At 64.9% G+C, this 26,996-nt stretch carries 25 protein-coding genes; 20 read left to right on the top strand and 5 right to left on the bottom strand.

Translation table 11 applies throughout. The features are described 5' to 3' along the window. Window positions 1-60: 60 nt before the first annotated feature. The 6 genes from nuoI to nuoN are packed head-to-tail and all read left to right on the top strand — an operon-like array spanning window position 61 to window position 6,645. Window positions 61-606 carry an NADH-quinone oxidoreductase subunit NuoI gene (gene nuoI / locus AB0366_RS11980; RefSeq protein WP_366244121.1) on the top strand — a complete coding sequence of 182 codons (546 nt, stop codon included), beginning with the start codon at window positions 61-63 and terminating at the stop codon, window positions 604-606. Next, window positions 603-1,370: an NADH-quinone oxidoreductase subunit J gene (locus tag AB0366_RS11975; RefSeq protein WP_366244120.1), complete on the top strand. Its 768-nt coding sequence runs from the start codon at window positions 603-605 to the stop codon at window positions 1,368-1,370. Before nuoI ends, AB0366_RS11975 begins: the two co-directional genes overlap by 4 nt. Then, window positions 1,367-1,666, top strand: coding sequence for an NADH-quinone oxidoreductase subunit NuoK (gene nuoK / locus AB0366_RS11970; RefSeq protein WP_008717020.1), 300 nt, complete (start codon window positions 1,367-1,369; stop codon window positions 1,664-1,666). The genes AB0366_RS11975 and nuoK overlap by 4 nt, the downstream gene beginning before the upstream one ends. Window positions 1,667-1,679: 13 nt before the next feature. After that, entirely contained in the window at window positions 1,680-3,551 is a 1,872-nt protein-coding gene (gene nuoL, locus AB0366_RS11965) for an NADH-quinone oxidoreductase subunit L (RefSeq protein WP_366244119.1), read from the top strand. After that, on the top strand, window positions 3,548-5,086 hold the full coding sequence (locus AB0366_RS11960; protein WP_366244118.1) for an NADH-quinone oxidoreductase subunit M: 1,539 nt from the start codon (window positions 3,548-3,550) through the stop codon (window positions 5,084-5,086). The genes nuoL and AB0366_RS11960 overlap by 4 nt, the downstream gene beginning before the upstream one ends. Continuing rightward, window positions 5,083-6,645: an NADH-quinone oxidoreductase subunit NuoN gene (nuoN, locus tag AB0366_RS11955; protein ID WP_366244117.1), complete on the top strand. Its 1,563-nt coding sequence runs from the start codon at window positions 5,083-5,085 to the stop codon at window positions 6,643-6,645. The genes AB0366_RS11960 and nuoN overlap by 4 nt, the downstream gene beginning before the upstream one ends. A gap of 3 nt (window positions 6,646-6,648) precedes the next feature. Here nuoN and AB0366_RS11950 read toward each other — a convergent pair whose 3' ends face one another. After that, window positions 6,649-7,128, bottom strand: coding sequence for a DUF4188 domain-containing protein (locus tag AB0366_RS11950; RefSeq protein ID WP_366244116.1), 480 nt, complete (start codon window positions 7,126-7,128; stop codon window positions 6,649-6,651). 75 nt (window positions 7,129-7,203) lie between these two features. On the opposite strand from AB0366_RS11950, the gene AB0366_RS11945 reads away from it, so the two are divergent. Further along, window positions 7,204-7,800 carry a WHG domain-containing protein gene (locus AB0366_RS11945; RefSeq protein ID WP_366244115.1) on the top strand — a complete coding sequence of 199 codons (597 nt, stop codon included), beginning with the start codon at window positions 7,204-7,206 and terminating at the stop codon, window positions 7,798-7,800. On the opposite strand, the gene AB0366_RS11940 is transcribed toward AB0366_RS11945, so the two are convergent. Together AB0366_RS11940 and AB0366_RS11935 are read right to left on the bottom strand one after the other, a co-directional pair. Further along, complete coding sequence (locus tag AB0366_RS11940; protein ID WP_366244113.1) at window positions 7,794-8,714, bottom strand: YdcF family protein; 921 nt, start codon at window positions 8,712-8,714, stop codon at window positions 7,794-7,796. The genes AB0366_RS11945 and AB0366_RS11940 overlap by 7 nt on opposite strands. Window positions 8,715-8,840: 126 nt before the next feature. Continuing rightward, window positions 8,841-9,095: a hypothetical protein gene (locus tag AB0366_RS11935; protein WP_121872464.1), complete on the bottom strand. Its 255-nt coding sequence runs from the start codon at window positions 9,093-9,095 to the stop codon at window positions 8,841-8,843. Window positions 9,096-9,153: 58 nt separating this feature from the next. On the opposite strand from AB0366_RS11935, the gene AB0366_RS11930 reads away from it, so the two are divergent. From AB0366_RS11930 to AB0366_RS11900, 7 genes are all read left to right on the top strand, one after another. Further along, window positions 9,154-9,684 (top strand): DinB family protein, encoded by a 531-nt coding sequence (locus tag AB0366_RS11930; protein ID WP_366244112.1) that lies wholly within the window; start codon window positions 9,154-9,156, stop codon window positions 9,682-9,684. 52 nt (window positions 9,685-9,736) lie between these two features. Then, complete coding sequence (locus AB0366_RS11925; protein WP_366244111.1) at window positions 9,737-11,263, top strand: aldehyde dehydrogenase family protein; 1,527 nt, start codon at window positions 9,737-9,739, stop codon at window positions 11,261-11,263. Between the two features lie 25 nt (window positions 11,264-11,288). After that, window positions 11,289-12,800: an amino acid permease gene (locus AB0366_RS11920; protein WP_121870079.1), complete on the top strand. Its 1,512-nt coding sequence runs from the start codon at window positions 11,289-11,291 to the stop codon at window positions 12,798-12,800. A gap of 12 nt (window positions 12,801-12,812) precedes the next feature. Beyond that, window positions 12,813-14,360: a GMC family oxidoreductase N-terminal domain-containing protein gene (locus AB0366_RS11915; RefSeq protein WP_366244110.1), complete on the top strand. Its 1,548-nt coding sequence runs from the start codon at window positions 12,813-12,815 to the stop codon at window positions 14,358-14,360. A 70-nt stretch (window positions 14,361-14,430) separates the two neighbouring features. Beyond that, a complete protein-coding gene (locus AB0366_RS11910; RefSeq protein ID WP_366244418.1) occupies window positions 14,431-16,305 on the top strand; it encodes a putative nucleotidyltransferase substrate binding domain-containing protein in 1,875 nt (624 codons plus the stop codon). Window positions 16,306-16,329: 24 nt separating this feature from the next. After that, window positions 16,330-19,008, top strand: coding sequence for a glucosidase (locus tag AB0366_RS11905; RefSeq protein WP_366244109.1), 2,679 nt, complete (start codon window positions 16,330-16,332; stop codon window positions 19,006-19,008). Between the two features lie 83 nt (window positions 19,009-19,091). Next, entirely contained in the window at window positions 19,092-20,198 is a 1,107-nt protein-coding gene (locus AB0366_RS11900; RefSeq protein ID WP_366244108.1) for an alcohol dehydrogenase catalytic domain-containing protein, read from the top strand. A 3-nt stretch (window positions 20,199-20,201) separates the two neighbouring features. Here the strand turns inward: AB0366_RS11900 and AB0366_RS11895 are convergent, their stop codons facing one another. After that, the gene (locus tag AB0366_RS11895) at window positions 20,202-20,990 is read right to left on the bottom strand and encodes an ATP-binding cassette domain-containing protein (protein WP_366244107.1); all 789 of its coding nucleotides are present in this window, start codon (window positions 20,988-20,990) and stop codon (window positions 20,202-20,204) included. Between the two features lie 90 nt (window positions 20,991-21,080). Here AB0366_RS11895 and dapB point away from each other — a divergent pair, with 90 nt between their 5' ends. From dapB to AB0366_RS11875, 4 genes are read left to right on the top strand one after another with little or no spacing between them, the layout of a single operon-like run. After that, window positions 21,081-21,839, top strand: coding sequence for a 4-hydroxy-tetrahydrodipicolinate reductase (gene dapB / locus AB0366_RS11890; protein ID WP_366244106.1), 759 nt, complete (start codon window positions 21,081-21,083; stop codon window positions 21,837-21,839). A gap of 50 nt (window positions 21,840-21,889) precedes the next feature. Continuing rightward, window positions 21,890-22,309, top strand: coding sequence for a hypothetical protein (locus AB0366_RS11885; RefSeq protein ID WP_183130407.1), 420 nt, complete (start codon window positions 21,890-21,892; stop codon window positions 22,307-22,309). 6 nt (window positions 22,310-22,315) lie between these two features. Continuing rightward, complete coding sequence (locus AB0366_RS11880) at window positions 22,316-22,768, top strand: NAD(P)H-dependent oxidoreductase (protein ID WP_366244105.1); 453 nt, start codon at window positions 22,316-22,318, stop codon at window positions 22,766-22,768. Window positions 22,769-22,784: 16 nt separating this feature from the next. Then, the gene (locus AB0366_RS11875; protein ID WP_366244104.1) at window positions 22,785-23,690 is read left to right on the top strand and encodes an alpha/beta hydrolase; all 906 of its coding nucleotides are present in this window, start codon (window positions 22,785-22,787) and stop codon (window positions 23,688-23,690) included. Between the two features lie 2 nt (window positions 23,691-23,692). Here the strand turns inward: AB0366_RS11875 and AB0366_RS11870 are convergent, their stop codons facing one another. Beyond that, window positions 23,693-24,175, bottom strand: a complete 483-nt coding sequence (locus AB0366_RS11870) for a hypothetical protein (RefSeq protein ID WP_366244103.1) — start codon at window positions 24,173-24,175, stop codon at window positions 23,693-23,695. A gap of 97 nt (window positions 24,176-24,272) precedes the next feature. On the opposite strand from AB0366_RS11870, the gene AB0366_RS11865 reads away from it, so the two are divergent. Both AB0366_RS11865 and AB0366_RS11860 read left to right on the top strand, forming a co-directional pair. After that, window positions 24,273-25,634, top strand: a complete 1,362-nt coding sequence (locus AB0366_RS11865; RefSeq protein ID WP_366244102.1) for an OFA family MFS transporter — start codon at window positions 24,273-24,275, stop codon at window positions 25,632-25,634. A gap of 148 nt (window positions 25,635-25,782) precedes the next feature. Further along, the gene (locus AB0366_RS11860; protein WP_366244100.1) at window positions 25,783-26,991 is read left to right on the top strand and encodes a crosslink repair DNA glycosylase YcaQ family protein; all 1,209 of its coding nucleotides are present in this window, start codon (window positions 25,783-25,785) and stop codon (window positions 26,989-26,991) included. Window positions 26,992-26,996: the final 5 nt, after the last annotated feature.

Genomic DNA, 26,996 nt, shown 5'->3' with positions numbered 1-26,996 from the left:
TCCCGAGCCGGCACGCCGGTGTGCGCTCATCCGCCGCCAGGTCACCGAAGGAGAACGCCGATGCCTGAATTTCTCGGTCCCATAGCCGGTTTCGGGGTCACCTTCGCCACGATGTTCAAGAAGGCCGAGACGGAGCTGTATCCGGAGGAGAAGAAGCCCACCGAGGTTCGCTACCACGGTCGTCATCAGCTCAATCGGTACGCCGACGGTCTCGAGAAGTGCATCGGCTGCGAGCTCTGCGCGTGGGCCTGCCCGGCCGACGCCATCTACGTCGAAGGAGCCGACAACACCGAGACCGAGAGGTTCTCCCCGGGTGAACGCTACGGCGGGGTCTACCAGATCAACTACCTGCGGTGCATCGGGTGTGGATTGTGTGTGGAGGCTTGTCCCACAAGGGCTCTGACGATGACCAACGAGTACGAGCTCGCCGGTGACAACAGAGCCGATCTGATCTACGAGAAGGAATCTCTGTTGGCCCCTCTGCAACCGGAGATGGTGGCACCACCGCACGCGATGGCACCGGGGCGTTCGGCCGAGGACTACTACCGCGGCACCGTCACCGGGGATGAGAGCACGACCGAAACCGAGGACGGTTCGGTTCGATGACTGCCACAGTGCAGCTCGCCCTCGATGCGACGTCCACCGGTGAGGCCGTGCAGTTCTGGACCCTGGGTGTCGTTGCCGTCATCGGTGCACTCGGGGTGGTGATGAGCACCAAAGCCGTCTACTCGGCGTTGTTCCTCGCTGCCACGATGGTGGTATTGGCGACCTTCTACATGGCGCAGGGGGCGTTGTTCCTCGGTGTCGTGCAGATCGTCGTCTACACCGGCGCGGTCATGATGCTGTTCCTGTTCGTTCTGATGCTCGTCGGAGTCGACACGTCGGAGTCGCTGACCGAAACCCTTCGCGGTCACCGCATCGCGGCCGTCGTCATCGGAATCGGCTTCGGACTGTTGATCATCGGGGTACTGCTGCGCGACGCGGCAAATGCCGGTCGGCTCGACTTCGCCGGTCTCGACGCCGTCAACTCCGCCGGAAACGTCGAGGGCCTGGCAGAGCTGATCTTCGTCGAGTACGTGTGGGCGTTCGAGTTGACCGGGGCGCTGCTGATCACTGCCACCATCGGAGCGATGATTCTGGCGCACCGGGAAGCTCTTGGACCGATCAAGGGTCAGCGAGAAATGGCACAGGATCGATTCCGCGACGGCTCGAGGGTGACACCGCTGCCGAGCCCTGGGGTGTACGCCAGACACAACGGGGTCGATCGCCGCGCCTTGTTGCCCGACGGAACCGAATCCGAGTCCTCCGTCAACGCCATGTTCGCCGATCCTCGGAGCCAGTACAAGGTGGACGGGGGTGACGAGCGATGAATCCGGAGAACTATCTCTATCTGTCCGTTCTGCTGTTCACGATCGGAGCGGCGGGTGTCATCGTCAGACGCAACGCCATCATCGTGTTCATGTGTATCGAATTGATGCTCAACGCAGTCAATCTCGCGTTCGTGACGTTCTCCCGCATGCACGGCAATCTCGACGGACAGTTGTTCGCGTTCTTCACCATGGTGGTCGCCGCCGCCGAGGTGGTGGTGGGCCTGGCCATCATCATGGCCATCTTCCGATCTCGTCGGTCGATTTCGATGGACGAGAACTCCCTGATGAAGAATTGACGGGGGCGCAGAAATGATGTCGATGCTGTGGCTTCTTCCGGCTCTGCCTGCGTTCGGGGCAGCGTTCCTGCTGCTCGGTGGCAGACGCACCGACCGCTGGGGGCATCTCGTCGCCACTGCGGCGGCAGCGTCCTCGTTCGTCGTGGCCGCGGTGGTGTTCGGCTCGATGCTCGGCCGCGCCGAGTCGGGCCGAGGTCTCAACCAGACCCTGTTCCGGTGGGTTCCGGTCGACGAATTGCAGGTCGAGTTCGGCTTGCGCGCAGATCAATTGTCGATCTGCTTCGTCCTGCTGATCACCGGTGTCGGGTCGCTCATTCACGTGTACTCCATCGGCTACATGAGCCACGACGCCGAGCGGCGGCGCTTCTTCGCGTACCTCAACCTGTTTCTGGCAGCCATGCTGCTGCTGGTTCTGGCCGACAACTTCCTCGGCCTCTATCTGGGGTGGGAGGGTGTGGGTCTGGCGTCGTATCTGCTCATCGGCTTCTGGCAACACAAGCCGTCGGCCGCGTCGGCTGCCCGAAAAGCGTTCGTGGTCAACCGAGTCGGCGATATCGGCTTGGCCGTTGCGCTGATGATCATGTTCGTCAACTTCGGCTCCGTCCAGTACGACGACGTGTTCGCCGGAATCGGCGAGGCCAGCGAATCGGTGGCCACCGCCATGGCGCTGATGCTGCTGTTGGCGGCGTGCGGAAAGTCGGCGCAGGTGCCGCTGCAGTCGTGGCTCGGCGACGCCATGGAGGGCCCGACACCGGTGTCGGCATTGATTCACGCGGCCACGATGGTCACGGCCGGGGTGTATCTCATCGTGCGCTCGGGACCGGTGTTCGAGGCGTCGCCCGCTGCCCGCGCGGCCACCGTCACAGTCGGGGCGGTCACCTTGCTGTTCGGTGCCGTCATCGGTTGTGCGAAGGACGACATCAAGAAGGCGCTCGCGGCGTCGACGATGAGTCAGATCGGGTACATGGTGCTCGCGGCCGGGCTCGGCCCCTCCGGGTACGCCTACGCCATCGTGCTGTTGATCTCTCACGGCTTCTTCAAGGCGGGCTTGTTCCTGGGCGCAGGCTCGGTGATGCACGCGATGAACGACGAGACCGACATGCGACGGTTCGGTGGACTCCGCGCCGCGATGCCGATCACGTTCGTCACGTTCGGCCTCGGCTATCTCGCCATCATCGGGCTGCCACCGTTCTCCGGCTTCTTCGCCAAGGATCCGATCATCGAGGTCGCCTTCGCCGCCGAGGGAGTGGCAGGCCCGGTTCTCGGCTGCGTGACTTTGCTCGGTGCAGGCCTGACGGCCTTCTACATGACTCGGGTGATGCTGTTGACGTTCTTCGGTCCGAAACGCTGGTCCGCGCAGGCACATCCGCACGAGGCGTCGGCGACGATGACCGCACCGATGATCGTGTTGGCCGTCGGCTCGGTGGCGTCGGGTGCCTTTCTCGCGGTGGGCGGACGCCTCGAGGCATGGCTCGAACCCGTGGTGGGTTCGGCACACGAGGAGCACGCGATTCCGGCCTGGGTGGTCACCGTCGCCGTCCTGGTGGTCGTGCTGATCGGCGCGACCCTCGCCTACCGCAAGTACATCGTCGGTGAGGTTCCGCCGACGCCACCCGAGGATGTGTCGGCCCTGACCCGAGCTGCACGTGCCGATCTCTACGGAGATGCCGTCAACGAGGCGGCATTCATGCGTCCAGGACAGACACTCACGCGCGCAATGGTGCACGCCGACAACGGTATCGATGCCGTCGTGGACGGGGTGGGTAGCTCGATCGGTGGCGCATCGACGCGGTCCGGGCGGCTGCAGACGGGATATGTGCGGTCGTATGCGTTGGCGATGTTCGCGGGAGCTGTTCTCGTGGTCCTGATGGTGGTGGCTCTGTGACGACTCCCTGGTTGACCGTTCTGTGGGTGCTCCCGATGCTCGGCGCGATCGTCGTCGCCCTGGTGCCCGCCGCTCGCCCGACCGTCGCGCGCAGTGTCGCAGTGGGTTTCGCTGCCGGGACCTTGGCCGTGTCGGTCGCCTTGGCGGTGTCGTTCGACTCCGGTGGTGATCGGTACCAGTTCGTCGAAGACCATTCGTGGATAGCGGCATTCGGTGCGCGGTACACCCTCGGCCTGGACGGAATCGGCCTCGTCCTGGTGTTGCTCACCACCGTTCTCACGCCCTTGCTGCTCGTCGCAGGCTGGTACGACGGCACTCGCGTCGCGAACTACGGCTCCCGTCGTGTGTCGCACACGTACATGGCGTTGATCCTGGTGGTCGAGTCGATGGTGCTGGTGTCGTTCACCGCGTTGGACGTGTTGTTGTTCTACATCTTCTTCGAGGCGATGTTGATCCCGATGTACTTCCTGATCGGTGGCTTCGGGGGAGTCCATCGAACGCGCGCCGCGGTGAAGTTCCTGTTGTACAACCTGTTCGGCGGTCTGGTCATGTTGGCGGCCGTCATCGGCCTGTACGTGGTGACCGCGCGACCCGACGGGCCTTTCGACGGCGGGACATTCGATCTGCGCGCGATCGCCGACGCGGCGGCATCGGGCGGACTCGGTGTGGATCCGATGGTGCTGAACGCGCTGTTCCTCGGCTTCATGTTCGCTTTCGCGATCAAGGCACCGTTGTGGCCGTTCCATTCGTGGCTACCCGACGCCGCAGTCCAATCCACACCCGCGACTGCGGTGCTGATGATGTCGGTGGTGGACAAGGTCGGCACGTTCGCGATGCTGCGGTTCTGTCTCGAACTGTTCCCTGGCTCGTCGCAGACGTTCGCCCCGTGGATCATCACTCTCGCGGTCATCGGCATCGTCTACGGCGCGATACTGGCGATCGGCCAGACCGACATGATGAGACTGATTGCCTACACGTCGATTTCGCACTTCGGATTCATCATCCTCGGCATCTTCGCCATGAGCGGTCAGAGTCAGGCCGGTGCCACGCTGTACATGGTCAACCACGGAATCTCCACGGCCGCACTGTTCTTGATCGCGGGTTTCCTCGTGTCGCGTCGAGGGTCACGAGCGATCGCCGACTACGGCGGTGTGCAGAAGGTGGCACCGGTGCTTGCCGGAACGTTCTTGATCTCGGGGCTTGCCACCCTCTCGCTACCCGGCCTGGCCCCGTTCGTGAGCGAATTCCTCGTGCTGGTCGGCACGTTCGGTCGATACGGAGTCGCCGCGATCGTCGCCGCCGGAGCCCTCGTGCTGTCGGCGATCTACATACTGTGGCTCTACCAGCGCGTCATGACCGGGCCGGTCCGGGAGGGCAACGAGACGGTGCCCGATCTCGTTCGACGCGAGCTGGCCGTGGTGGTGCCGTTGATCGCGTTGCTGATCGTGCTCGGGGTGTATCCGAAACCGGCACTCGATGTCATCACTCCGGCAGTGCAATCCACGATCGTCGACAGTTCAGGAGGTCAGAGATGACCACACCCGAGGTGCAGTACGGTCTGCTGGCACCGATGCTGATCGTATTCTCGGTCGCAGTTCTCGGTGTTCTCGTCGAGGCGTTCGTGCCGCTGCGCGCCCGTCGGATCACGCATCTGGGTCTCGCTCTGGCGGGACTGGTGGCGGCGCTGGCGGCGATCCTCGGTCTGGCAGGCACCGAGGCGTCGGCGATGTCCGGGGCGGTCGCGATCGACGGTCCCACCCTTTTTCTGCAGGGAACCATTGTGCTGGTGTCGATTCCGGCAATCGCTCTGCTGGCGGAGCGCACCGTCGCAGTCACCGGGTCCGGTGCCGAACGCCGCATCGATTCGTTCACTCCGCAGGCATCGACCACGCCGGGCAGCGTGGCGGAGAAGGAGGCCATCGACGCAGGCGTCGCCCAGACCGAGGTGTTTCCTCTGGCGATGTTCGCGATCGGTGGCATGTTGCTGTTTCCGGCGTCCGCGGATCTGCTGACGATGTTCGTGGCGCTCGAAGTGCTGTCGTTACCGCTGTATCTGCTGTGCGGACTGGCCCGACGGCGGCGATTGCTCTCTCAGGAAGCGGCTCTCAAATACTTTCTGCTGGGCGCGTTCTCGTCCGCGTTCTTCCTGTTCGGGGTCGCGTTCCTGTACGGCTACGCCGGAACCGTTCGGTTGGACGGCATCGCCGACGCCATCGCGGTGGACGGTCAGGGCAGATCGCTCGCGCTGATCGGAACCGCCTTGCTCGCAGTGGGTTTGCTGTTCAAGGTCGGGGCTGTGCCCTTTCATTCGTGGATTCCCGACGTCTACCAGGGTGCCCCCACGCCGGTGACGGCTCTGATGGCCACGGTGACCAAGGTTGCGGCGTTCGGTGCGATTCTTCGCATCTTCGGGATGGCGCTACCCGGTCTCGAATCGAGTTGGCGACCGATGCTGTGGGTCGTCGCCATCGCGACGATGGTGCTGGGTTCCGTTGTCGCGGTGACGCAGACGGATGTCAAGCGGATGCTGGCGTACTCGTCCGTTGCGCACACCGGATTCATCCTCACCGGAGTGACCGCGTTGGGTGATTCCGGTGATGTGGGTGATTCCGGTGTGTCGGCCACGATGTTCTATCTGTTGGCGTATGCCTTCAGCACTCTGGGAGGGTTCGCGATCATCGGGTTGGCGCGCGACGAACGCGGTGAGGTGAGCGATCTGGAACGGTGGGCGGGAATCGGTCGTCGATCACCGCTGGTGGCCGCGGTGTTCGGATTGTTCCTGCTCTCGTTCGCGGGCATTCCGCTCACCAGTGGGTTCATCGGTAAGTTCGCGGTGTTCAGCGCTGCCTCGGGAGCCGGGGGAGCGGCACTGGTCGTGGTGGGAGTGGTGTGCAGCGCGATTGCAGCGTTCTTCTACGTACGGGTGATCGTGCTGATGTTCTTCACCGATCCGGGAGCCAGGACCGCAACTATCGTGCGCCCGACAGCGTCGGTGTCGTGCGCGATCGCGCTCTCGGTGGTGGTCACCGTGGCTCTCGGAGTCTTCCCGCAGCCCGTTCTCGACCTCGCTGCGCGTGCCGCGAACTTCCTGTAACTCTTACTTCGCGGACTTCATTCGCTGCTTCCACGTCTGCGAGCCCGTACCGACCGGGAGTCCACCGATGGCGCCCGCGAGGCCGAACGTAGGCATGTTGACGTAGATCGCCTCACTGTTCTGCGCTGTCGCGGTATAGGTTTCGTGCCACACGCCGACGTGGCGAGTTGCGGCCACCGACCGGTTGAAGGCGCGCCAGGCGGGTGCATGTGGTGCGTCGGGATCGGAGGCGAATCTCGTCAGGTCCTCGGCAGTGCGCCAGTAGCTGACCAACATGGTGGTGCGTCCCAGCCACGAGTGGTACCCGAGCAGCCCGGAGTCTGGATCCTGCTCGAGATGGCCGAGCATCCGCGGCATCGCGCGCACCGCGGGTAGCCAGGAGCGAACGGCCACCGGATTGTTGATACGCATTCCGATGAGGAAGACCGTGACGGTGTCGCGTTCGGATTCGACCGTGCGGCGTCCGTCGATGATGGGTGGCATGACGTGTTCCCGTCTGTTCGTGGGGCAAGCGTTATGTGACACTGTTATAAAACACCGTTGTGATAAGTTTCGCAAGTGGCGAGACCTAGAATTCACGACGCGGAGTTGCGGACCCGGCTACTTGAGGCCGCGGCGGAAACCGTTGCGAACCAGGGCGTCGACTCGTTGTCGCTGCGTAAACTCGCGGCCGCACAGAGCACCTCGACAACGGCGATCTATTCACTGTTCGGAGGACGCGCCGAGTTGCTCGTGGCACTGTTCGCCACGTCGTTCGCGAGCTTCGGGGACTCCCAGCGCCGGGTCCCGGTCAGCGGCGACCCCGAGGTCGATCTGCGTGAACTGGCCATCGCGTACCGAGACTGGGCACTACGTAACCCGCATCTGTACGCGGTGATGTTCGGCGGGGTGCTCGGTTCGATCGATGTGGCAGACGAGGCGCAGCGCGCGGACGCGGCCATGGATCCGCTCCGCGCGGCCGTATCGAGCGCCGTCGCGGCGGGAACGATGAGCGGGGCTTCGGTCGAGCTGATCAGCCACTCGTTCTGGGCGATCGTGCACGGGTTGGTGTCGCTGGAGTTGGCAATGCCCTCGACCTCCGATGACGACGAGACCCGTCGGGCGATGTTCGACGCGGGAACGGAGTCCGTGCTGCGCGGGTGGTCGCGTCAGTAGGTGCGCGGTATTCCGAGAATCTTGGTTGCATCCACGGTCATACCCAACCGCGCTGTCGGAGCGAGTGCGGGCAGATCCGGGACATCGTCGACATTGGTGGTCGCAGCGCCGATCACGTCGGAGCCGGCGATCTCGAAGTCCGATATCGCACGCCGTAGGTGGCTCGGAGTAGTCGCCAGCACCATGTTCTCGATGCCGATCTCAGCTGCAAGTGCGGTGGTGCGCTGTGCGTTCTGCACCGTCGAATTCGCGGTCGGTTCGGTGTGAATGCGGTCGGCCGCGATACCTTGCTCGACGAGCCAGCGCTGCATGGCGTCGGCCTCGGTGATGCCGCTCTGCGGATTCCCGCCGGTGACGATGATGGGGGACTCGGGGGAGCGCTCCGCCGCGGCGACGGCCGAGCGTAGTCGTGCCACCAACTCGGGTGTCATGTTGCCGTCACCGTCGAGCCCCAGCCCGAGCACCACGATCGCGGTGCGCGGTCCGTCGGTGGTCGGCGCGAAGTCGATTGTCTCCGTGGCGACTTCGTCGATGACGGCGATGGCTCGATCGACTGCATCGGCCAGGGTGGGAGAGAGGCCGCGTAGGCGCGCCCCATGCTCCGCCACAGCAGCGGCATCGGCGGTTGCGTTGGCGTAGAACGTCTGCAGCGCTGCCACATTGGCGTCGTCCGGGGCGGCGGTTGCGAGTGCGTCGAGTGCAGCGAAACCGGCGTCGTAGCGACCCTTCACCAGCGCATCCTGCGCGCCGTTGTACTGCTCTGCGTCGGCCGAGCGGAGCGACTCGGCGGCGGTTGCCGGGGCCGACGCCGCGGGCTCGGCCACCGCCGTAATCGAGCCGAAACCGACAGCGAGGGCGGCGGCACAGGTCACGACAGCAGCGCGAACGGTCGGATGTACTCGGCCTTGTCGCACTACTGACGTCCTTCCGAACGATGACGGGTTTCCGCCACCCTAGCTCAGTTCGGTGCCAATGTGACTGGTGTGAGCAGAGTTGTTCGAGTTACACGAATGTACTTCTGAGCAGGGACTCTCCTGCCGTCACAGAGAGACGGGGGCGCGTCCGCGATCGGCGGGTTCGATGGTGACCTCGGCATCGGGAAGGAAAACTCGCTCGGTCGTCGTGGTTCCGTCGACGCCATCGGTCACCGTCACCGCCACGCTCTCGGCAACCTGGCCCGCGCTTTCGATGAACCCGGTCGCAACGCCTTCCTCGATGAGCAGATGATCACCCACCAGGAGAAGAAGCTCGTCCGCCGTCACCGTTCGTCTGCCGCCCACATCTTCGATAGTCATGAATCCCACCGTAATGCGCGACGCTGCACAGTGCCGTCGCATGTTCGACAATCGCAGCATGACCGATCGGCGAAAGACATGGACAGCGCCCACTCCGGAACCGGTCGACGGTCCACTCATCGGCGACGAGCGGCCGATTCTCGAAGGAATGCTGCAGTGGCATCGAGCGACGCTGCTCAACATCTGCGCAGGCGCGAACTCGGAGCAGTTGGCACGACGTCCGTTCCAGCCCTCGACGCTCTCGTTACTCGGACTCGTTCGTCATCTCGCCAAGGTCGAACGCATCTGGTTCCGAGAGCGATTGGGCTCGATGTCGTTCGACTCGATGTATGACGCGGCGTTGGGCAAGGACTCGGACTTTCTGGGAGCCACCGAGGCCGGGGCAGAATCCGACTTCGCGCGATTCTCCGCCGAGTGCGGTGCCTCGGACGAGATTGCGGCCCGACACTCGTTGGACGATCTGGTGGACTCCCGAGGTGGGCCGATGTCTCTGCGGATGGTCTACGTGCACATGATCAGTGAATACGCCCGACACAACGGACACGCGGACATCATCCGCGAACAGATCGATGGAGTCATCGGCCGTTGAGGGCATAGCGTAGACACACGACCCGACCCCCCATACGGAAGAAGGTGTTTCGGTGACCGACTCCGACGCAGTGTTCGACCCGACCTCGCTACGGCCGTCGTTGTTCGTCGACGGGCAGTGGCAGGGATCCGGTGACGGCGGAACCCGAGACATCGTCAACCCAGCGGACGGCAGCACGGTTGCCGTCGTGGACGAGGCCACGCCGGACGACGCTCTGCGGGCGGTGGCCTCGGCGCGGGTGGCGTTCGACGACGGGCCGTGGCGCTCGGTGACGGTGGGCGAGCGCAGCGATCTGCTGAACCGAATCGCGGATCTGCTCCAGAGAGACAAAGCCGAGCTCGCGCGTATCGAAACTCTCGATACCGGAAAGACGTTCGGCGAGAGTGAAATCGACATCGACGACGTCACGTCGGTCTTTCGCTTCTACGCCGATCTTGCTGTGGTGCAGGCCGATCGGCTGATCGACGTGGACCGACCCGAAATCCTCAGCCGCGTGGTGCACGAGCCGATCGGCGTCTGCGTCATGATCGCACCGTGGAACTACCCGCTGCTGCAGATCTCGTGGAAGATCGCTCCTGCCTTGGCGGCCGGCTGCACGATGGTGCTCAAGCCGAGCGAGGTGACTCCGCTGAGCACCATCGCGTTCACCAAGCTGGTGGAAGAAGCCGGAGTGCCGGCCGGTGTGGTCAACCTGCTGCAGGGCAGCGGTGCGGTTCTGGGGGACGCACTCACCAGGAACCGCGACGTCGACTTCATTTCGTTCACTGGCGGACTGGCGACAGGCAGGCACATCTTGGCCGCGGCGGCCGAGAACGTCACCAAGGTGGCCGTCGAACTCGGTGGCAAGAATCCACACATCGTGTTCGCCGACGCGGTGGCCGACGACCAGGCATTCGCCGACTCGGTCGACAACGTTCTGACCGGAGTCTTTCTGCATTCGGGTCAGGTGTGTTCGGCCGGCACCCGACTCATCATCGAAGAATCGGTCGCCGACCGCTTCGTGGCAGCCGTGGCCGAACGCGCCAAGACCATCGTCATCGGACCGGGGATGGACCCGGCGAGCGAGACCGGACCACTGGTGTCGCAGGCGCAGCGCGAGAAGATCGAAGCCTTCGTCGCGGGCGGGATCGACGAGGGCGCGACGCTGGTGATCGGCGGAACGAAACCGGACAATTCGGCTCTGGAGGAGGGTAGCTATTTCCTGCCGACGATCTTCGACCACTGCGATCGGTCCATGAATATCGTGCAGGAGGAGACATTCGGGCCCATACTCACTGTGGAGCGGTTCGACACCGAGGCCGAAGCACTCCTGTTGGGCAACGATACGAATTACGGTCTCGCCGCGGGAGTTCGGACATCCGACGCCGCACGAGGGGAAAGAATGGTTCGTGGGCTTCGCCATGGCACGGTGTGGCTCAACGACTTCGGCGTCTACACCGCGGCCGCAGAATGGGGCGGCTTCAAGCAGTCCGGCAACGGCCGCGAGCTGGGACCGTCCGGAATGTCCGAATATCAAGAGGCGAAGCATATTTGGCACAACACCTCACCCACGGCGGCGGGGTGGTTCGGCACCCGATAGCGAAGAGATCGGAAAGGCCAGGCGCATGGCATTACTGAACGACAGTTCGAGCGGAATGGACGACTTCGGCTACAAGGAGTCACTCGATCGAAGTCTCGGCAAATTCGCCAGCTTCGCCGCTGGCGTCAGCTACATCTCCATTCTCACCGGCACGTTTCAGCTCTTCTACTTCGGATTCGGCGCAGCCGGACCGGCCTATCTGTGGTCGTGGCCTGCGGTCTTCCTCGGTCAGCTCTGCGTGGCACTGTGCTTCATGGAACTGGCCGCGAAGTATCCGGTAGCGGGATCGGTGTACAACTGGGCCAAGCTGTTGGGCCGCAGAATCGTCGGATGGTCCGCGGGTTGGTTGATGCTGACGGCCTCGATCGTGACGCTCTCCGCCGTCGCGCTGGCATTGCAGCTGAACCTGCCCCGGATCTGGAGCGGATTCCAGATCATCGGCGACGGTTCCGGTGCCAGCGATTTCGCAGCCAATGCGGTGCTGCTCGGTGCGATCCTGATCGCCATCACCACCACGATCAATGCGCTCGGGGTCCGGCTGATGGCGATGATCAACAGCTCAGGAGTGTTCATCGAGCTCATCGCGGCCGTGTTGATCGCAATTCTGCTCGCGGCCAACATCACTCGCGGACCCGAGGTGTTCTTCTCCACCAACGGCTACGGCGCCGGTGAGAGCGGCGGCTACCTCGGAGCCTTCCTGGTGGCGTCGTTGGCGTCGGGCTACGTGATGTACGGGTTCGACACTGCGAGCTCGCTCGGCGAGGAAACCGTCGAACCCCGCCGTACCGCCCCGAAGGCCATCCTGCGCGCGATCCTCGCGTCGTTCGTCATCGGTGGAGCCATCCTGGTGTTCGCCGTCATGGCCGCGCCCGATCTGGACGATCCGTCGCTCGGCAGCCCGGACGGCAGCTTGCAGTCCATCGTCGAAGCGGTGATGTGGGGCCCGCTGGGCACCGTCTTCCTCATCTGCATCGTCATCGCGGTCTTCGTCTGCTCGCTGGCAGTGCACACCGCAGCGATCCGGTTGACGTTCGCCATGGCGCGCGACAACGCCCTGCCGTTCGGCGAGAGCTTGGCCAAGGTGCATCCCAAGACCCAGACTCCGGTCGTTCCCGCGGTGACGATCGGCGTACTGGCCATCGTGATCCTCGTCGTCAACGTCGGTCAGCCGCAGATCTTCACGGTGCTGACCTCCATCGCGATCATCATGATCTACCTCGCCTACCTCATGGTCACCGGACCGCTGTTGGTCAAACGCATCAAGGGACAATGGCCACCGGAGGACCTGAAGCCCGGCGGTTACTTCACGATGGGCAAGTGGGGCCTGCCGATCAACATCCTCGCGGTGGTGTGGGGAGCCGGCATGGCGATCAACCTCGCCTGGCCGCGCGAGGCCGTGTACGGCACCCCCTGGTACAACACGTTCGGGGCGTTCGTCTACATCGGTGGCATCCTCGCCGTCGGCTTGTTGTGGTACGCAGTCAAGGGACGCAAGCACATCGGCACTCTGCAATCACATGCCTCCACGGGCGACTAGAAGGAGCGTGCAGTGACAGACACCCAGTTCGATTACGTCGTCGCAGGTGGCGGGACGGCGGGGTGCGTCCTCGCTGCACGGCTGAGCGAGGACCCCTCCGTCAGTGTCTGCCTCGTCGAAGCAGGGCCGACCGACGTCGGCGACAAGGCAATTCTCGAACTGGTGGAGTGGATGCATCTGCTCGACTCCGGCTACGACTGGGACTATCCCGTCGAACCGCAGGAGCGCGGCAACAGCTTCATGCGGCACGCGCGAGCGAAAGTGCTCGGTGGCTGCTCCTCGCACAACTCCTGCATCGCCTTTCACCCGCCCGCGGAAACCCTCGACGATTGGGCGGCTGCGGGCGCGACGGGATGGGGCGCGTCGGACATCCTGCCTTTCGTTTCGCGAGTGGAGAACAACGACACCGGTCGTGGACACGACGGACCGGTTCGGATTCGCGACGTGCCACCGAACGATCCGTGCGGTGCCGCGGTACTCGAGTCGGCCGCAGCCGCAGGCCTTCCCACCGTCGCATTCAACCGCGGAACGACGGTACTCAACGGTGCCGGCTGGTTCCAGATCAATGCGGGTGAGGACGGCTCGCGGATGTCGACCTCACACGCCTACCTGCACCCGATCATCGGTACGCGCCCGAACCTGGAGGTGCGCACGGACTGCTGGATCAGCGAGATTCTGATCGACGAATCGCTGACCGCGACCGGAGTGCGGTACCAACGCCCCGATCTCACCGGCTACGACACCGTCTCCGCGCGGCGCGAGGTCATCGTGACCGCCGGGGCCATCGACACGCCGAAGTTGTTGATGCTCTCCGGAATCGGACCGGCAGCCCAGCTGCGCGAGATGGGAATCACGGTGCGAGTGGACTCGCCCGGTGTGGGCGAGAACCTCGACGACCACGTCGAAGGGCTGGTGTTCTGGGAGGCGAGCAAGCCGATGGTCACCACCTCGTCGCAGTGGTGGGAGATCGGAGTGTTCGCGCAGACCGACGACTCGCTGAACTACCCGGACATCATGATGCATTACGGCAGCGTGCCGTTCGACATGAACACCCTCCGATGGGGCTACCCGACCACCGACAACGGATTCTGCCTGACTCCGAACGTCACGCAGGGGCGCTCGCGTGGCACTGTTCGTCTGCGCAGCAGAGACTTTCGCGACCGTGCCAAAGTGGACCCGCGCTATTTCACGGACGCCGACGGCCACGACGACGCGGTGATGCTCGCCGGTCTGAAGCTGGCTCGTCGTATCGCGGCCGACGGCCCGATGGCCGGCTGGATCGAACGTGAACTCGCCCCAGGGCCCGACGCCGTCACCGACGACGACCTGCTCGACTATGTGCACAAGACCCACAACACCGTCTATCACCCGGCGGGCACGGCGCGGATGGGATCGGTGGACGACACCATGGCCGTGCTGGATCCCGAGTTGCGGGTCAAGGGCATCGCGCACCTGCGCGTGGTCGATGCGTCGGCGATGCCGAAGCTGCCGTACGTCAATCCCAACATCACGGTGATGACCATGGCGGAGAAATGCGCCGACCTGATCCGTGGCGGATAGACCGGAGCTGGCCGATTTTCTCGGCGCGCATCCGCCGTTTCAGGGCGCGCCACCGGCAGTCCTGGCCGAGATGGCCGCAGCAGCCGTCGAACGCGAGTACGGCAGTGGGGCATTGGTTGTGGACCCTCCGCGGATGGACGTCTCGGCGGATGCGGACACCGTGTGGGTGGTGCGCACCGGGCGCGTGGTGATCACGCACCCGGACGGCACCTCGCGCACCGAGGCACCGATCGACACCATCGGTCCCGGTGGAGTCTTCGGGTTCTCGGCTCTGCTGTCCGGCGCAACCGTCGAATTCCGCGCGCGGGCAACGGAACCGAGCATCGTGATTCGATTGCCCGGCGAGCTGATTCGACCGTTGTTCGCAACGCCGACCGGGCTGGCGTTCCTGGCCGACGCCGTCACCTCGGCCACCGCGCACCGCGACGGGCCGGTGGAGGGCAGCGCCGGCCGCACCGTCGGTGAATTGCTCTCGGCACCAGCGGTGTTCACGCCTGTCGGCACCACGGTTCGAGACGCCGTCCGGCACATGACCGAGCAGGGCAGCTCCTACGTTCTGATTCCGCTGCGTGGTTCGCGCCACGGCATCTTCACCGACCGCGACCTCCGAATTCGGGTGGTGGCCGCCGGGATCGGCGTCGATACTCCGATCGAGCAGGTCATGACCTCGCCCGCCGAGACCGTCACGGCGGACCGGTTGGCCGGCACCGTGCTGATGGACATGCTCGAGCGAGGCCTGCGACATATGCCCGTGGTGTCGAACCGCGGTGAAGTACTCGGCGTCGTCGAGGATTCCGATCTGCATGCCGCATCGACCCGACGCAGTTTCGTCGTCCGCCGGGCTGTGGCATCGGCATCGACCCCGGCCGAACTCGCCGACGCGGGCAGGCTCGTGCCCCGTCTGGTCGTGGATCTGTTCCAGGGCGGAACCGATGCGATGGCGGTCAGCGCGATCCTCTCCGTCGTCGTCGACAGCATCGTCCGCCGGGCCGTCGAGATCGAGTGGACCGCACGTCCGGACGTGCCGCGTGATCACTTCGCCTGGATCACTCTCGGCAGCGTGGCGCGTCGAGAAGCCATGCCCTCCTCCGACGTCGACAGCGCACTGAGCTGGGCGGACGCGACGGCGGACCCCGATATGCGTGGAAAATCGAACGCGGTGCCGAGAACCCGCGACGAGGCGCTGATGGACCTGGCCGCTCGCGTGCACGTGAGCCTCGACGGGGCCGGGCTACCGTCGGACACCAACGGCGCGGTCGCGAGCTCGCCCCGATTCGCCCGCTCGGCCGGTCAGTGGGAAAGGGCCGCGGCGCACTGGCTCAGCAACCCCTTCGGTGAACGCGGCAAAGCAGGAACCTCTGGTCATTCCGCAGGCTCCACTCCGGCAGAGGACTCGGGCCTGATCATGTCCTCGCTGATGATCGACGGCAGAGTGGTGTGGGGCCCGAGGGAACTGCACACCGTGCCCGAGGCCTACCGTCGACTCCTGGTCGATCACCCCGATGCGTTGCGGTTGCAACTGCGTGATGCGCTCGCCGGCCGCGCCCGGCTGCGATCGCTGCGCGACGTGCTGGCTCGGCGCGGTGGCACGTTCGACCTCAAAGCCCACGCACTGACTCCCATCGTCAACCTCGCTCGGTGGGGAGGGTTGTCGGTCGGCATCGCCTCGTCCTCCACCCCCGCGCGGCTCGCGGCGGCGTCGGGCAACGGCATGCTCTCCGAACGCGATGTCGCCGCACTGACCGAGGTGTTCGCCTTGCTGCAGCGCTTGCGACTGTCGCATCAGATCGACCAGATCACAGCGGGCCACCGCCCCGGCGACGTGCTGATCATGGCCGATCTATCGCCGCTCGAACGAAGCCTGCTGACCGACGGCATCCGCGAGATCGCCGCGGTGCAGCGTCGCGTCGGCTATCTGGCGGCCAACGTCGGCGTGCATCGTTGAGCGCGAACGACAAGACTGTGTGCCGTGACCACCAATCCCGTGACCGTTCCCACCCCGTCCACCGTCGAACACCATCGGTTGGCAGAATCGCCCGGGGTCAGCGGCCCGTGGCGTCAGTGGGGTCCGTACCTGGCGGGACGGCAGTGGGGCACAGTGCGCGAGGACTACTCGGAGGACGGCAATGCCTGGGCATCGTTCCCGTTCGATCAGGCGCACAAGCGGGCGTACCGCTGGGGCGAGGACGGTATCGGCGGAATCTGCGACCGCTTCGGGTTCCTGAACTTCTCGTTCGCACTGTGGAATCGAAAGGATCCGATCCTCAAGGAACGGTTGTTCGGTCTCGCCAACGAAGAGGGCAACCACGGCGAGGACGTCAAGGAATACTTCTGGGCCGTCGACGGAACACCGACGCACAGCTGGATGCAATGGCTCTACCGCTATCCGCACGCGGAGTATCCGTACGCCCACCTGCGAGAAGAGAATGCCCGACGCGGGCGTGACGACCGCGAATACGAGCTGGCCGACACCGGCATCCTCGACGAGAACAGATTCTTCGACGTCCAGGTCACGTACGCCAAGGCCTCACCCGACGACATCTGCATCACCATCTCCATCACCAACCACGGCCCCGAGGCGGCGTCGGTCGACCTACTGCCGCACCTGTGGTTGCGCAACACCTGGTCGTGGGGACGCGACGACCGGGGCGGAACACTGGCGCAGCTGAGCCCGCCGGACCTCATGGCAGGTGGACTCGAAGCCATCGCCGTCGACCACGGATTTCTCGGTCGCTACTACCTCAGTGCCGAAGGAACGCCGGCAGTTCTGTTCTGCGACAACGAAACCAATGCCGAAGCCCTGTGGGGCCAGGAGAACATCTCGGCCTACCCCAAGGACGGCATCGGCCGCCGCGTCGTCGACGGGGAGCTCGACGCGGTCAACCCCGAGCAGACCGGAACGAAGGCTGCGTTCTGGTATCGCTTCGACGACATCGCGCCCGGCGCAACGGAATCGGTCCGACTGCGGCTCTCGCCCAACCGCCCGGACGAGCAGACGTTCGGTACCGGATTCGATGCCGTCAACGTCGATCGCCAGGCCGAGGCCGACGAGTTCTACGGGGCCGTGATCGGTGCCGATCTCACCGACGTCGACCGGCACGTGGCGCGACGCGCGTACGCCGGTTTGCTGTGGACCAAGCAGCTCTATCGATACGACGTCGAGGAATGGATCGAGGGCGACAAGGTCGGAGCTCCCGCACCGGACTCGAGGCAGGACCCGGGCGGTCGCAACGCACACTGGCGTCACCTGGCGTTGGCCGATGTGATCTCGATGCCCGACGAGTGGGAGTATCCGTGGTTCGCGGCCTGGGACCTGGCCTTCCACGCGATTCCGTTGGCGCACGTCGACGCCGATTTCGCCAAGGAGCAGTTGGTGCTCATGTGCCGGGAATGGGCCATGCACCCCAACGGGCAACTGCCCGCGTACGAGTGGGAGTTCGGTGACGTCAACCCACCCGTGCACGCGTGGGCGGCGTGGCACGTCTATCGCATCGACGGCTACCGCGATCGCGAATTCCTGGTGCGGGTGTTCACCAAGCTGCTGCTCAACTTCGCGTGGTGGGTCAACCGCAAGGACTCCGAGGGCTCGAACATCTTCGAGGGTGGATTCCTCGGCATGGACAACATCGGTCTGTTCAACAGGTCTGCACCGCTGCCTCCCGGCTTCCGGCTCGAGCAGTCCGACGCGACGAGCTGGATGGCGTTCTACTGCCAGCAGATGTTCAAGATCGCTCTCGAACTCGCGCGGCACGACAGCGCCTGGGACGACGTCGCCACCAAGTTCTTCTCGCACTTCCTCTCGATCGCGAAGGCGGTCAATTCGTTCGGTTCGCAGCATATTTCGCTGTGGCACGAGGAGGACGGGTTCTTCTACGACGTCCTGGTTCAGCCCGAGGGCGATGCGGTCCCGATGCGGGTGCGGTCGATGGTGGGACTGCTCCCGATTCTCGGTGCCACCGAGATTCCGCCGTGGGTCGAGGAAGAATGTCCCGACCTCACCGCCCGCCTGCGCTGGATTCAACGCAGGCGACCGGAGATGGTGAGCCCGCTGCTGGCTCGGCGTGAGGGCGGCGAGGTGCGCATGCTGCTCACGCTCGTCCAGCCCGAGCGGCTCAAGCGCATCCTGGCCCGCATGTTCGACTCCGAGGAGTTCTTGTCGCAGTTCGGGATTCGATCGCTCTCGGCCTCGTACCGCGAGCCGGTCACGTTCGACGTGGACGGCCGAAGCCTGTCCATCGAATACGAGCCGGGGGAGTCGCGTACCGGAATGTTCGGCGGCAACTCCAACTGGCGCGGTCCGGTGTGGTTCCCGGTGAACGTATTGCTGGCCGACAAGCTGCGCGCGTATGGCCGGTACTACGGCGACTCGTTCACCATCGAAATTCCCACGGGCTCGGGCAACCATCGCACCCTCACCGACGCCGCCGATCTGATCGACAACGGTCTCGCCGGACTGTTCCGGCCGGTGGACGGCAAGAGGCCTGCGGACGGTAATCGCATCGAGTCCAGTGCCGACCCGTTGTGGTCCGAGCACCCGAGCTTCAACGAGTACTTCGACGGAGACACCGGCGAGGGACTCGGGGCAACGCACCAAACCGGGTGGACGGCGCTGGTTGCGCACCTGCTCAGGCCGCGTCTGCCGCTGTGAGGGCCTGCGGCCCATGTGCGCGGAAACTCGTAGCCCACTACGAAGTTCCACGCACATGCGGCGGAGCCGCATAGTCTGGCGGGATGAAGATTCGCGGCGCAGTACTCGAAGAAATCGGCCGAACTCGTCCCTTCGCGGACTCGCATCCCATCACCGTCTCGGACCTCGAGCTCGGCTCACCGGGCGAGGGCGAACTGCTGATCAGAATCGAAGCCGCAGGGTTGTGCCACTCGGACCTGTCGGTGGTCGACGGCAATCGAGTTCGTCCGGTCCCGATGCTGCTCGGCCACGAGGCCGCAGGTCGAGTCGAAGAAGTCGGACCGGGCGTCGACGACATCGAGGTCGGCACTCGCGTCGTCATGACGTTCCTGCCGCGCTGCGGTGAGTGTGCAGGGTGCGCCACCGACGGCCAGATGCCCTGCGTCACCGGCAGTGCGTCGAACAATGCGGGGACACTGCTCGGCGGCGGCATCAAGTTGCACCGTGACGGGGCAGAGGTCAAGCATCACCTCGGGGTCTCCGGATTTGCCACCCACGCTGTGGTGAGCCGAAAGTCCGTGGTTCCGGTCGAGGACGACATCCCGGCCGACATCGCAGCAGTTCTCGGCTGTGCGGTACTGACCGGCGGCGGCGCGGTGCTCAACGCCGGAACTCCGAAACCCGGTCAATCGGTGATGGTGGTGGGCCTCGGCGGAGTCGGCATGGCAGCCGTTCTGACGGCCGTATCGGTGGGTGCCGGTGAGGTGATCGGAGTCGACGGGGTTCCGGACAAACTCTCCACCGCAACCGATCTGGGCGCAACGCAGGTCTATTCACCGGCCGAGCTCGCCGAGAAGGGAATCAAAGCAGATATCGTGATCGAGGCGGCAGGTAACGCCCGAGCCTTCGAAACCGCCGTCGCTGCAACGGCTCCCGGCGGCAAGACCATCACCGTCGGTCTTCCTTCACCCGACGCCCGCTCGTCCATCTCGCCGCTGGGTCTGGTGGCGGAGGCGCGCACGATCATCGGCAGCTACCTGGGCTCCGCTGTGCCGGCACGCGACATCCCGACCTACGCCCAGATGTGGCGTGAGGGAAGGCTTCCCGTCGAAAAGCTGATCTCGTCGAGAATCACGTTGGACGAGATCAACCGCGGCATGGACGAATTGGCCGACGGCAACGCGATCCGTCAGGTCATCGTCTTCGATTGAGCATCAGCGGTGGGACGCGGTGGCGACCCACCGGCCGCGTTGCTTCGAGATCTCGATGGGATGGTCGAAGCACGCACTGACATTGTCTGTGGTCAGCACCGCGTCGACGGCTCCCTGCATCTGCACTCTTCCGTCACGGATGAGCAGGGCGTGGGTGGTCGAGGTAGGGATTTCCTCGAGGTGATGGGTCACCAGAATGCTGGCGAGGCTCGGATGCTCGGCCCGCAGCGAGTCGAGAGCGCTCAGAAGTTGTTCGCGGGCAGCGAGATCGAGGCCGGTGGCAGGCTCGTCGAGCAGTAGCACTGCAGGGTCGGGAAGTAGGGCGCGGGCGATGAACGCTCGGCCTCGCTCGCCCTGGGAGAGTGTGTGCCACGATGCCTCGGTGCGATGGGCGACGCCGAGGGAATCGATCAGCCGGTGAGCACGGGCAATCTGGTCCTCGGTGGCCGACCATCTCGGAATCAGGTCGGGAGTGTTGGTCAGTCCGGTCAACACGACCTGGAACAGCGTCAGCGGAGCCTCGATCTTCAACCGCGGATCGACGTGGCCGATGTGCGTCCGCAATTCGCGCATGTCCACCCGGCCGAGGCGATGACCGAGAACGTGCACGGAACCGTGCGTGGGATGAATCAGCGCGCCGAGCAAGCTGAGCAGGGTCGATTTGCCCGCGCCGTTCGCACCGAGCAACACCCAGTGCTCACCCTCCTCGACCCGCATCGTGGCATCGCTGAGCAGGTATCGGCCGCCGCGGACGAGATCGACTCGGTCGGCGAACAGGACGCTGGATGTCACCGGACGACCGTAGCTGCCGGGGCGGATCGTGGAGAAGTAGGCTCTGAGGTCGGTAGACCGACAAGACGACGAAACGAGTGTGGGTACGACGTGAGTGCAACGGCACCTGTTCGAGTAGGGGTACTGGGGTCACGCGGCAAGGTCGGTCAGGCCATCTGTGCCGCCGTCGAGGCAGCAGACGATCTCGAGCTCGTGGCGACCGTCGACCAGGGCGATCCGCTGGCGAACTTCGTCGACGCGAACGCCCAGGTAGTAGTGGATTTCACCCATCCCGACGTGGTGATGGACAACCTGCAGTTCCTGATCGAGCAGGGCATCCATGCAGTGGTCGGCACCACCGGATTCGACGACCGGCGCCTCGAGCAGGTTCACGAATGGTTGGCAGGTTCGCCGCAGACGGGTGTGCTGATCGCGCCCAACTTCGCCATCGGCGCGGTGCTGTCCATGCGATTCGCGCAGCAGGCAGCGCGGTTCTTCGACTCCGTCGAGGTGATCGAACTGCACCACCCCAACAAGGCCGATGCGCCGTCGGGCACGGCCTATCGCACTGCCGCGTTGATCGCCGAGGCACGCGCCGCCGCAGGCACTCCGCCGAGCCCCGATGCGACGACGACCGAACTCGACGGCGCACGTGGTGCCGACGTGGACGGAGTGCGTGTGCACTCGATCCGGCTCGCGGGACTCGTTGCGCATCAAGAGGTTCTGCTCGGCACGCAGGGGGAGACGCTGAGCATTCGGCACGATTCGCTCGATCGAACGTCCTTCGCACCCGGAGTCCTTCTCGGAGTCCGCGAGATCGCCGGACGACCGGGGTTGACCGTCGGCCTCGACCCGCTGCTGGACCTGTGAGCTGATCGACAGTGAACAAAACGACAAAGGTCGTCGCCATCATCACGGTGATGGTGCTGATCCTCGGCTTCTACTTCTTCCTGCTCGGCCAGCGCGGTGTGACGCTGATTCAGAACGGTGGCGTGGCGAGCATCGCGCTGGGGATCGGGGTCCTGCTGCTGCCGATACTCGGGTTGTGGATCGTCTGGGCCACCCTCAAAGCCGGTTTCGACCATCAGAGGCTGGCGTCGCGCATCCATGAGGAAGGCCTCGAACTCGACGTCGCCGATCTTCCGCGCAGGCCGTCGGGACGGATCGAACGCGATGCGGCAGACGAGTTGTTCCAACAAATCAAGACCGAGTGGGAGAAGGACCCGGACAACTGGCGCAACTCGTACCGTCTGGCTCGTGCCTACGATTACGCCGGTGACCGCGGCCGGGCGCGCGAGACGATGAAGCGCGCCGTGGCACTCGAACGGAACGAGAACTGACCTTCTATGCCGCGCACCCTGTTGGTCGTTCATCACACCCCGAGCCCGCTCACTCGTGAGCTGCTCGAGGCTGTTCTCGACGGCGCACACGACCCCGAGATCACCGGCGTGGACGTGCGCAGTGTGCCTGCTCTCGGCGCGACCGTTCCGGATGTCCTCGGTGCCGACGGCTTTCTCTTCGGCACACCGGCGAATTTCGGCTACATGAGCGGGGCTCTGAAGCACTTCTTCGACATCGTGTACTACCCGTGCCTCGGTGCCGTTGCCGGAAAGCCCTACGCCGCTTGGGTTCACGGCAACGACGACACCGTGGGTGCCGGACGGGCCATCGAGAAGATCGCCTCGGGGTGGGGCCTCGAGAAGGTCTTCGGCACCGTGCACATCGCGGAGAGCGGCAAGCCCGCACGCGAACGCTGCTACGAACTCGGCGGAACCGTCGCGGCGGGGCTGTCGATCTGACGGCTACCGTGTGTCGATGGACGTCGACCGCTATGCCCGGTTCCTGCCCGAGCAGTATCGGCCGCTAGCAGGGGAGAAGCCCGAGTCGACGTACTGGATGTGGGGCGAGCAGCGCGTTCACATCGCCCGCGCTGCGCGGCCCGAGTCCAGGGTCCGCGTCATGGCCTTGCACGGTGCCGGGGGCTACTCCGGTCTGTTGTGGCCGTACGCCGCCATCGCCGCCCGAGAGGGCTTCGAGGTGATGTGCCCCGATCTGCCTCTTTACGGAGACACTGTCGTCTCGGACCCCGCGTCCGTTCGCTACCGCGACTGGATCGACCTGCTGTGCGAGCTCGTGGCCGCCGAGAGGTCTCGCGACGGCCGTCCTCTCGTACTGCTGGGCGCAAGCATGGGAGGCATGCTCGCGTACGAGGTGGCGCACCGAACGGGGCTGGTGGACAGGGTGATCGCGACCTGCCTGCTCGATCCGGCCAATCCGAGCGCTCGCCGGGCGGCGGCGCGATTCGACCTGCTCGGTGGGCCGGCTCCACAGCTGCTTCGGATGCTCGCCGCTGTCGCAGGCAGAGTACGTATTCCGGTCCGGTGGATGGCCGACATGGCGAACATGAGCCTGAACGCGGAGCTGTCCGGCGTGTGCGCACGTGACCCCAGAGGCGGCGGGGTGCGTGTTCCGATCGGCTTCCTCGCGAGCTTCTTCGGCTACTCGCACACCCGACCCGAGAACTACGACGGTCCGCCGGTACTCCTGACCCACCCCGGCGACGACCGGTGGACGCCGCCGAGCGTCAGTATCCGCTTCCTGGAACGCATTCGGGCCGACACCGAGATCGTGATGCTCGACGGGTGTGGGCATCTCCCCGTCGAGGAACCCGGGCTGACCCAGCTGGCCGACGCCATGAGGTCCGTCCTGGGACGCTACTGACCTCAGTCGGAGTTCTCGGGGGAGTCCGGACGAAGGATGTCGTCGGCCGGGATCGGTAGCGGAAGCTCGAGCAGGCGCTCCGGCCAACTCGGATACGCGGGCCGAATCCACACTCGGTTGTCGTCGAGTTGCGTCATCAGCACCCGCCGCCACGGCCAGTCTTCCTGCGGTGCAGTCAGATCGGTCTCGGACTCCAGCGGCAGGGGTGCCTTCGTCCAATGTGGAGCCGACAGCGATGCCAGACCGCGATCCTCGAGGTGGGCGATCGCAGTCTCGATCGGAACGCACTGCGCGACGGCGATTCCGGCGGGATTGACGGCATCGACCAGATAGCCGTCGTCGTATTCGTCCTGCGCACTCGTGTCGTGCGCAACGGTCCACCCGATCACCTCGCCGTCGGAGGCTCGTCTCACCGGCAATCTGCTGCGCCACCGCTCGATATCCACTTCCTCGAAGATACCCGGCCCGAATAGTGAGTTCGGCACAGAAACTATTCTTGATTGTGAGCAGCCGAGGTGGTGCCCGTGTTTGACTGCTAGGGCTCGTGCAAGTTTGTACCACTTTCTATTCCAAGGGATTTCGATGACCCTCCGCATTCTCGATCGCTCCGCCATCGTCGCGACACCCGAGTGGAGCCGCTGGCTGATACCCCCGGCCGCGCTGTCGATTCACCTCGCGATCGGATCCGCCTACGCCTGGAGCGTGTTCAAGAACGCCATCTCGCAGCCCGACGCACTCGGGTTCAGCGGCACCGTCACCGCCATTCCGTTCCAGCTCGCCATCGTGATGCTCGGCCTGTCCGCGGCGATCTTCGGGACCCGCGTCGAGAAGAACGGTCCACGGTGGGCCATGGCAGTCTCGTTGGTCTTCTTCGTCTCGGGCCTGCTGCTGTCCGCGCTCGGCATGGCCCTCGGACAGTTCTGGCTGGTGATCTTCGGCTACGGATTCGTCGGCGGTATCGGCCTCGGAATCGGCTACATCTCACCCGTCTCGACCTTGATGAAGTGGTTCCCCGACCGGCCGGGCATGGCCACCGGTATCGCCATCATGGGATTCGGCGGTGGCGCACTCATCGCGTCTCCGCTCACCAGCCAGCTGATGGTGAACTTCGGCGGCTTCACCGAAGGTTCCATCGCCAAGACGTTCCTCACCCTGGGCGTCGGATACGCGGTGTTCATGGCCCTCGGTGTCGTGCTGATCAGAGTGCCCGCCGAGGGATGGACGCCGGCCGGGTGGACCCCGCCCGCGTCGTCGTCGATGATCTCGACGCACAACGTCTCGGCCGCGAACGCAGTGAAGACTCCCCAGTTCTGGCTGCTGTGGGTCGTGTTGTGCTTCAACGTCACTGCCGGAATCGGCATCCTCGAACGTGGATCGGGCATCTATCAGGACTTCTTTCCCGACGCGACCTCGCCCGAATCTCTCGCCGCCGCGGCCGCCGGCTTCGTCGCGTTTCTCTCGCTGACCAACATGATCGGACGGTTCGTCTGGTCTTCGGTATCCGATGTGGTGGGACGCAAGAACATCTACCGGATGTACCTCGGCGTCGGCGCACTGCTGTACCTCTACATCGCGTTGTTCACCAACACCAACAAAATCTTGTTCATGGTCTCGGCCCTGCTGATTCTCTCGTTCTACGGTGCGGGTTTCGCGACGGTTCCGGCCTATCTCAAGGACCTCTTCGGTACCTATCAGGTGGGCGCGATCCACGGACGACTGCTCACCGCCTGGTCGGTGGCCGGCGTGCTGGGGCCACTGATCGTCAACGCCATCGCCGACGCCGGAGTGCCCGGCACCACCGGCCGATACCTACCGGCGTTCTACGTGATGATCGCCCTGCTGGTGGTCGGCTTCCTGGCCAACGAAGCGATCAAGCCGGTCGCGTCGAAGTACCACGAATCCGATCATGCGGGTTCCGCAGCAACCACGGGAGCAAAGGCATGAGCGGCGGACAGAAGCAGGTCACGATGGTGGTCGCATGGGCGTGGGTTACCGTGCCGTTCGCCTACGGACTGTACGAATTGATCCTCAAGGCGGCGAATCTGTTCAGCACCTGAGTCGATGTGTCGGTGGGCCGTGACAGGCTGGCCCGATGCAGGAGATGAGTGCCGCCGCCGCCCGTCGCACCGCCCTGGCCGCCCAGGGGCTGGCGTCGAGGCGTTCGCGTACTCGTCCGGCGAGCAAGGCCGCCGTTCACGCAGCCATCGACGCCACCGGGTTGCTGCAGATCGACTCGGTGTCGGTGGTGGTGCGCGCGCACTACGCGCCGGTGTTCAGCCGCGTCGGTGCCTACGACCGCACGATCGTCGACGACGCCGCATGGACCGATACTGCGCGTCGGCCTCGTCGATTGGTGGAGTACTGGGCCCACGAGGCCGCACTACTGCCCGTGGAGGACTGGGCGCTGATGCGGTGGCGAATGGAGCTGTATCGACACGGGCGGTGGGGCGGAGCTGCCCACATTCTCGATCGGGAGCCCACGCTCGTCGACGACGTCCTCGCGGTGATCGGCGACAACGGCGCGGCCAGCGCGGGTGAGATCGAGAAGCACCTCGAGGTGGACACTCCCGGTCGCAAGGGTCCGTGGTGGGACCGTAGCGATGTCAAGGTCGTCTGCGAACAGCTGTTCGCGGCCGGCGTGGTGACCGTGCCGGCACGCACGGGGTTCGTGCGCCGGTACGAGCTCAGCGAACGGGTGATCCCGCATGACGTTTTCGACAGGCGTGTCGACGAATCGGACGCGGTACGTGCACTGATCGAAAAGTCCTCTCGGGCACTGGGAGTCGGTACCGAGCCGGACCTGAGGGACTACTACCGGCTCTCGCAGAAGCAGGCCAAGGCGGCGATCGCCGAACTCGTCGAGGACGGTGTACTCGAACAGGTGACCGTTCGAGGCTGGAACGCACCGGCATACCTGCACCGCGAGGCCAGAACGCCCCGAACGGCCACCGCGGCCGCACTGCTGTGCCCGTTCGATCCGATGATCTTCTATCGGCCGCGGGTGCAGCGAATCTTCGACTTCCACTACCGAATCGAGATATACACCCCACAGCACAAGCGAGTTCACGGCTACTACGTGTTTCCCTTCCTGCTCGACGGTCACCTGGTGGCTCGACTCGATCTCAAGGCAGTGCGAGCTCAGTCCGAACTGCACGTGATCGCGGCCTACGTCGAAGGCGACCGCGACGCGCGCGACATCGCGCCTCGACTACGAGAGGTACTGCGGGAGATGGCGGATTGGCTCGAACTCGAACGCGTGGTGGTGGGGGACCGGGGAGACCTCGTCGCCGCATTGCGGTGAGTCCG

It is taken from the genome of Rhodococcus sp. NPDC076796, assembly GCF_040702765.1.
In the GTDB taxonomy this organism is placed as follows: Bacteria; Actinomycetota; Actinomycetes; order Mycobacteriales; family Mycobacteriaceae; genus Rhodococcoides.
This window is presented reverse-complemented; position numbering and strand designations above follow the sequence as displayed.

Excerpts from the sequence above, each read along its gene's own strand:
- nuoI (WP_366244121.1), top strand. The coding sequence starts at position 61 with ATGCCTGAATTTCTCGGTCCCATAGCCGGTTTCGGGGTCACCTTCGCC.
- AB0366_RS11975 (WP_366244120.1), top strand. The coding sequence starts at position 603 with ATGACTGCCACAGTGCAGCTCGCCCTCGATGCGACGTCCACCGGTGAG.
- nuoK (WP_008717020.1), top strand. The coding sequence starts at position 1,367 with ATGAATCCGGAGAACTATCTCTATCTGTCCGTTCTGCTGTTCACGATC.
- nuoL (WP_366244119.1), top strand. The coding sequence starts at position 1,680 with ATGATGTCGATGCTGTGGCTTCTTCCGGCTCTGCCTGCGTTCGGGGCA.
- nuoN (WP_366244117.1), top strand. The coding sequence starts at position 5,083 with ATGACCACACCCGAGGTGCAGTACGGTCTGCTGGCACCGATGCTGATC.
- AB0366_RS11950 (WP_366244116.1), bottom strand. The coding sequence starts at position 7,128 with ATGCCACCCATCATCGACGGACGCCGCACGGTCGAATCCGAACGCGAC.
- AB0366_RS11935 (WP_121872464.1), bottom strand. The coding sequence starts at position 9,095 with ATGACTATCGAAGATGTGGGCGGCAGACGAACGGTGACGGCGGACGAG.
- AB0366_RS11930 (WP_366244112.1), top strand. The coding sequence starts at position 9,154 with ATGACCGATCGGCGAAAGACATGGACAGCGCCCACTCCGGAACCGGTC.
- AB0366_RS11920 (WP_121870079.1), top strand. The coding sequence starts at position 11,289 with ATGGCATTACTGAACGACAGTTCGAGCGGAATGGACGACTTCGGCTAC.
- AB0366_RS11910 (WP_366244418.1), top strand. The coding sequence starts at position 14,431 with ATGGCCGCAGCAGCCGTCGAACGCGAGTACGGCAGTGGGGCATTGGTT.
- AB0366_RS11900 (WP_366244108.1), top strand. The coding sequence starts at position 19,092 with ATGAAGATTCGCGGCGCAGTACTCGAAGAAATCGGCCGAACTCGTCCC.
- AB0366_RS11885 (WP_183130407.1), top strand. The coding sequence starts at position 21,890 with ATGGTGCTGATCCTCGGCTTCTACTTCTTCCTGCTCGGCCAGCGCGGT.
- AB0366_RS11880 (WP_366244105.1), top strand. The coding sequence starts at position 22,316 with ATGCCGCGCACCCTGTTGGTCGTTCATCACACCCCGAGCCCGCTCACT.
- AB0366_RS11875 (WP_366244104.1), top strand. The coding sequence starts at position 22,785 with ATGGACGTCGACCGCTATGCCCGGTTCCTGCCCGAGCAGTATCGGCCG.
- AB0366_RS11865 (WP_366244102.1), top strand. The coding sequence starts at position 24,273 with ATGACCCTCCGCATTCTCGATCGCTCCGCCATCGTCGCGACACCCGAG.
- AB0366_RS11860 (WP_366244100.1), top strand. The coding sequence starts at position 25,783 with ATGCAGGAGATGAGTGCCGCCGCCGCCCGTCGCACCGCCCTGGCCGCC.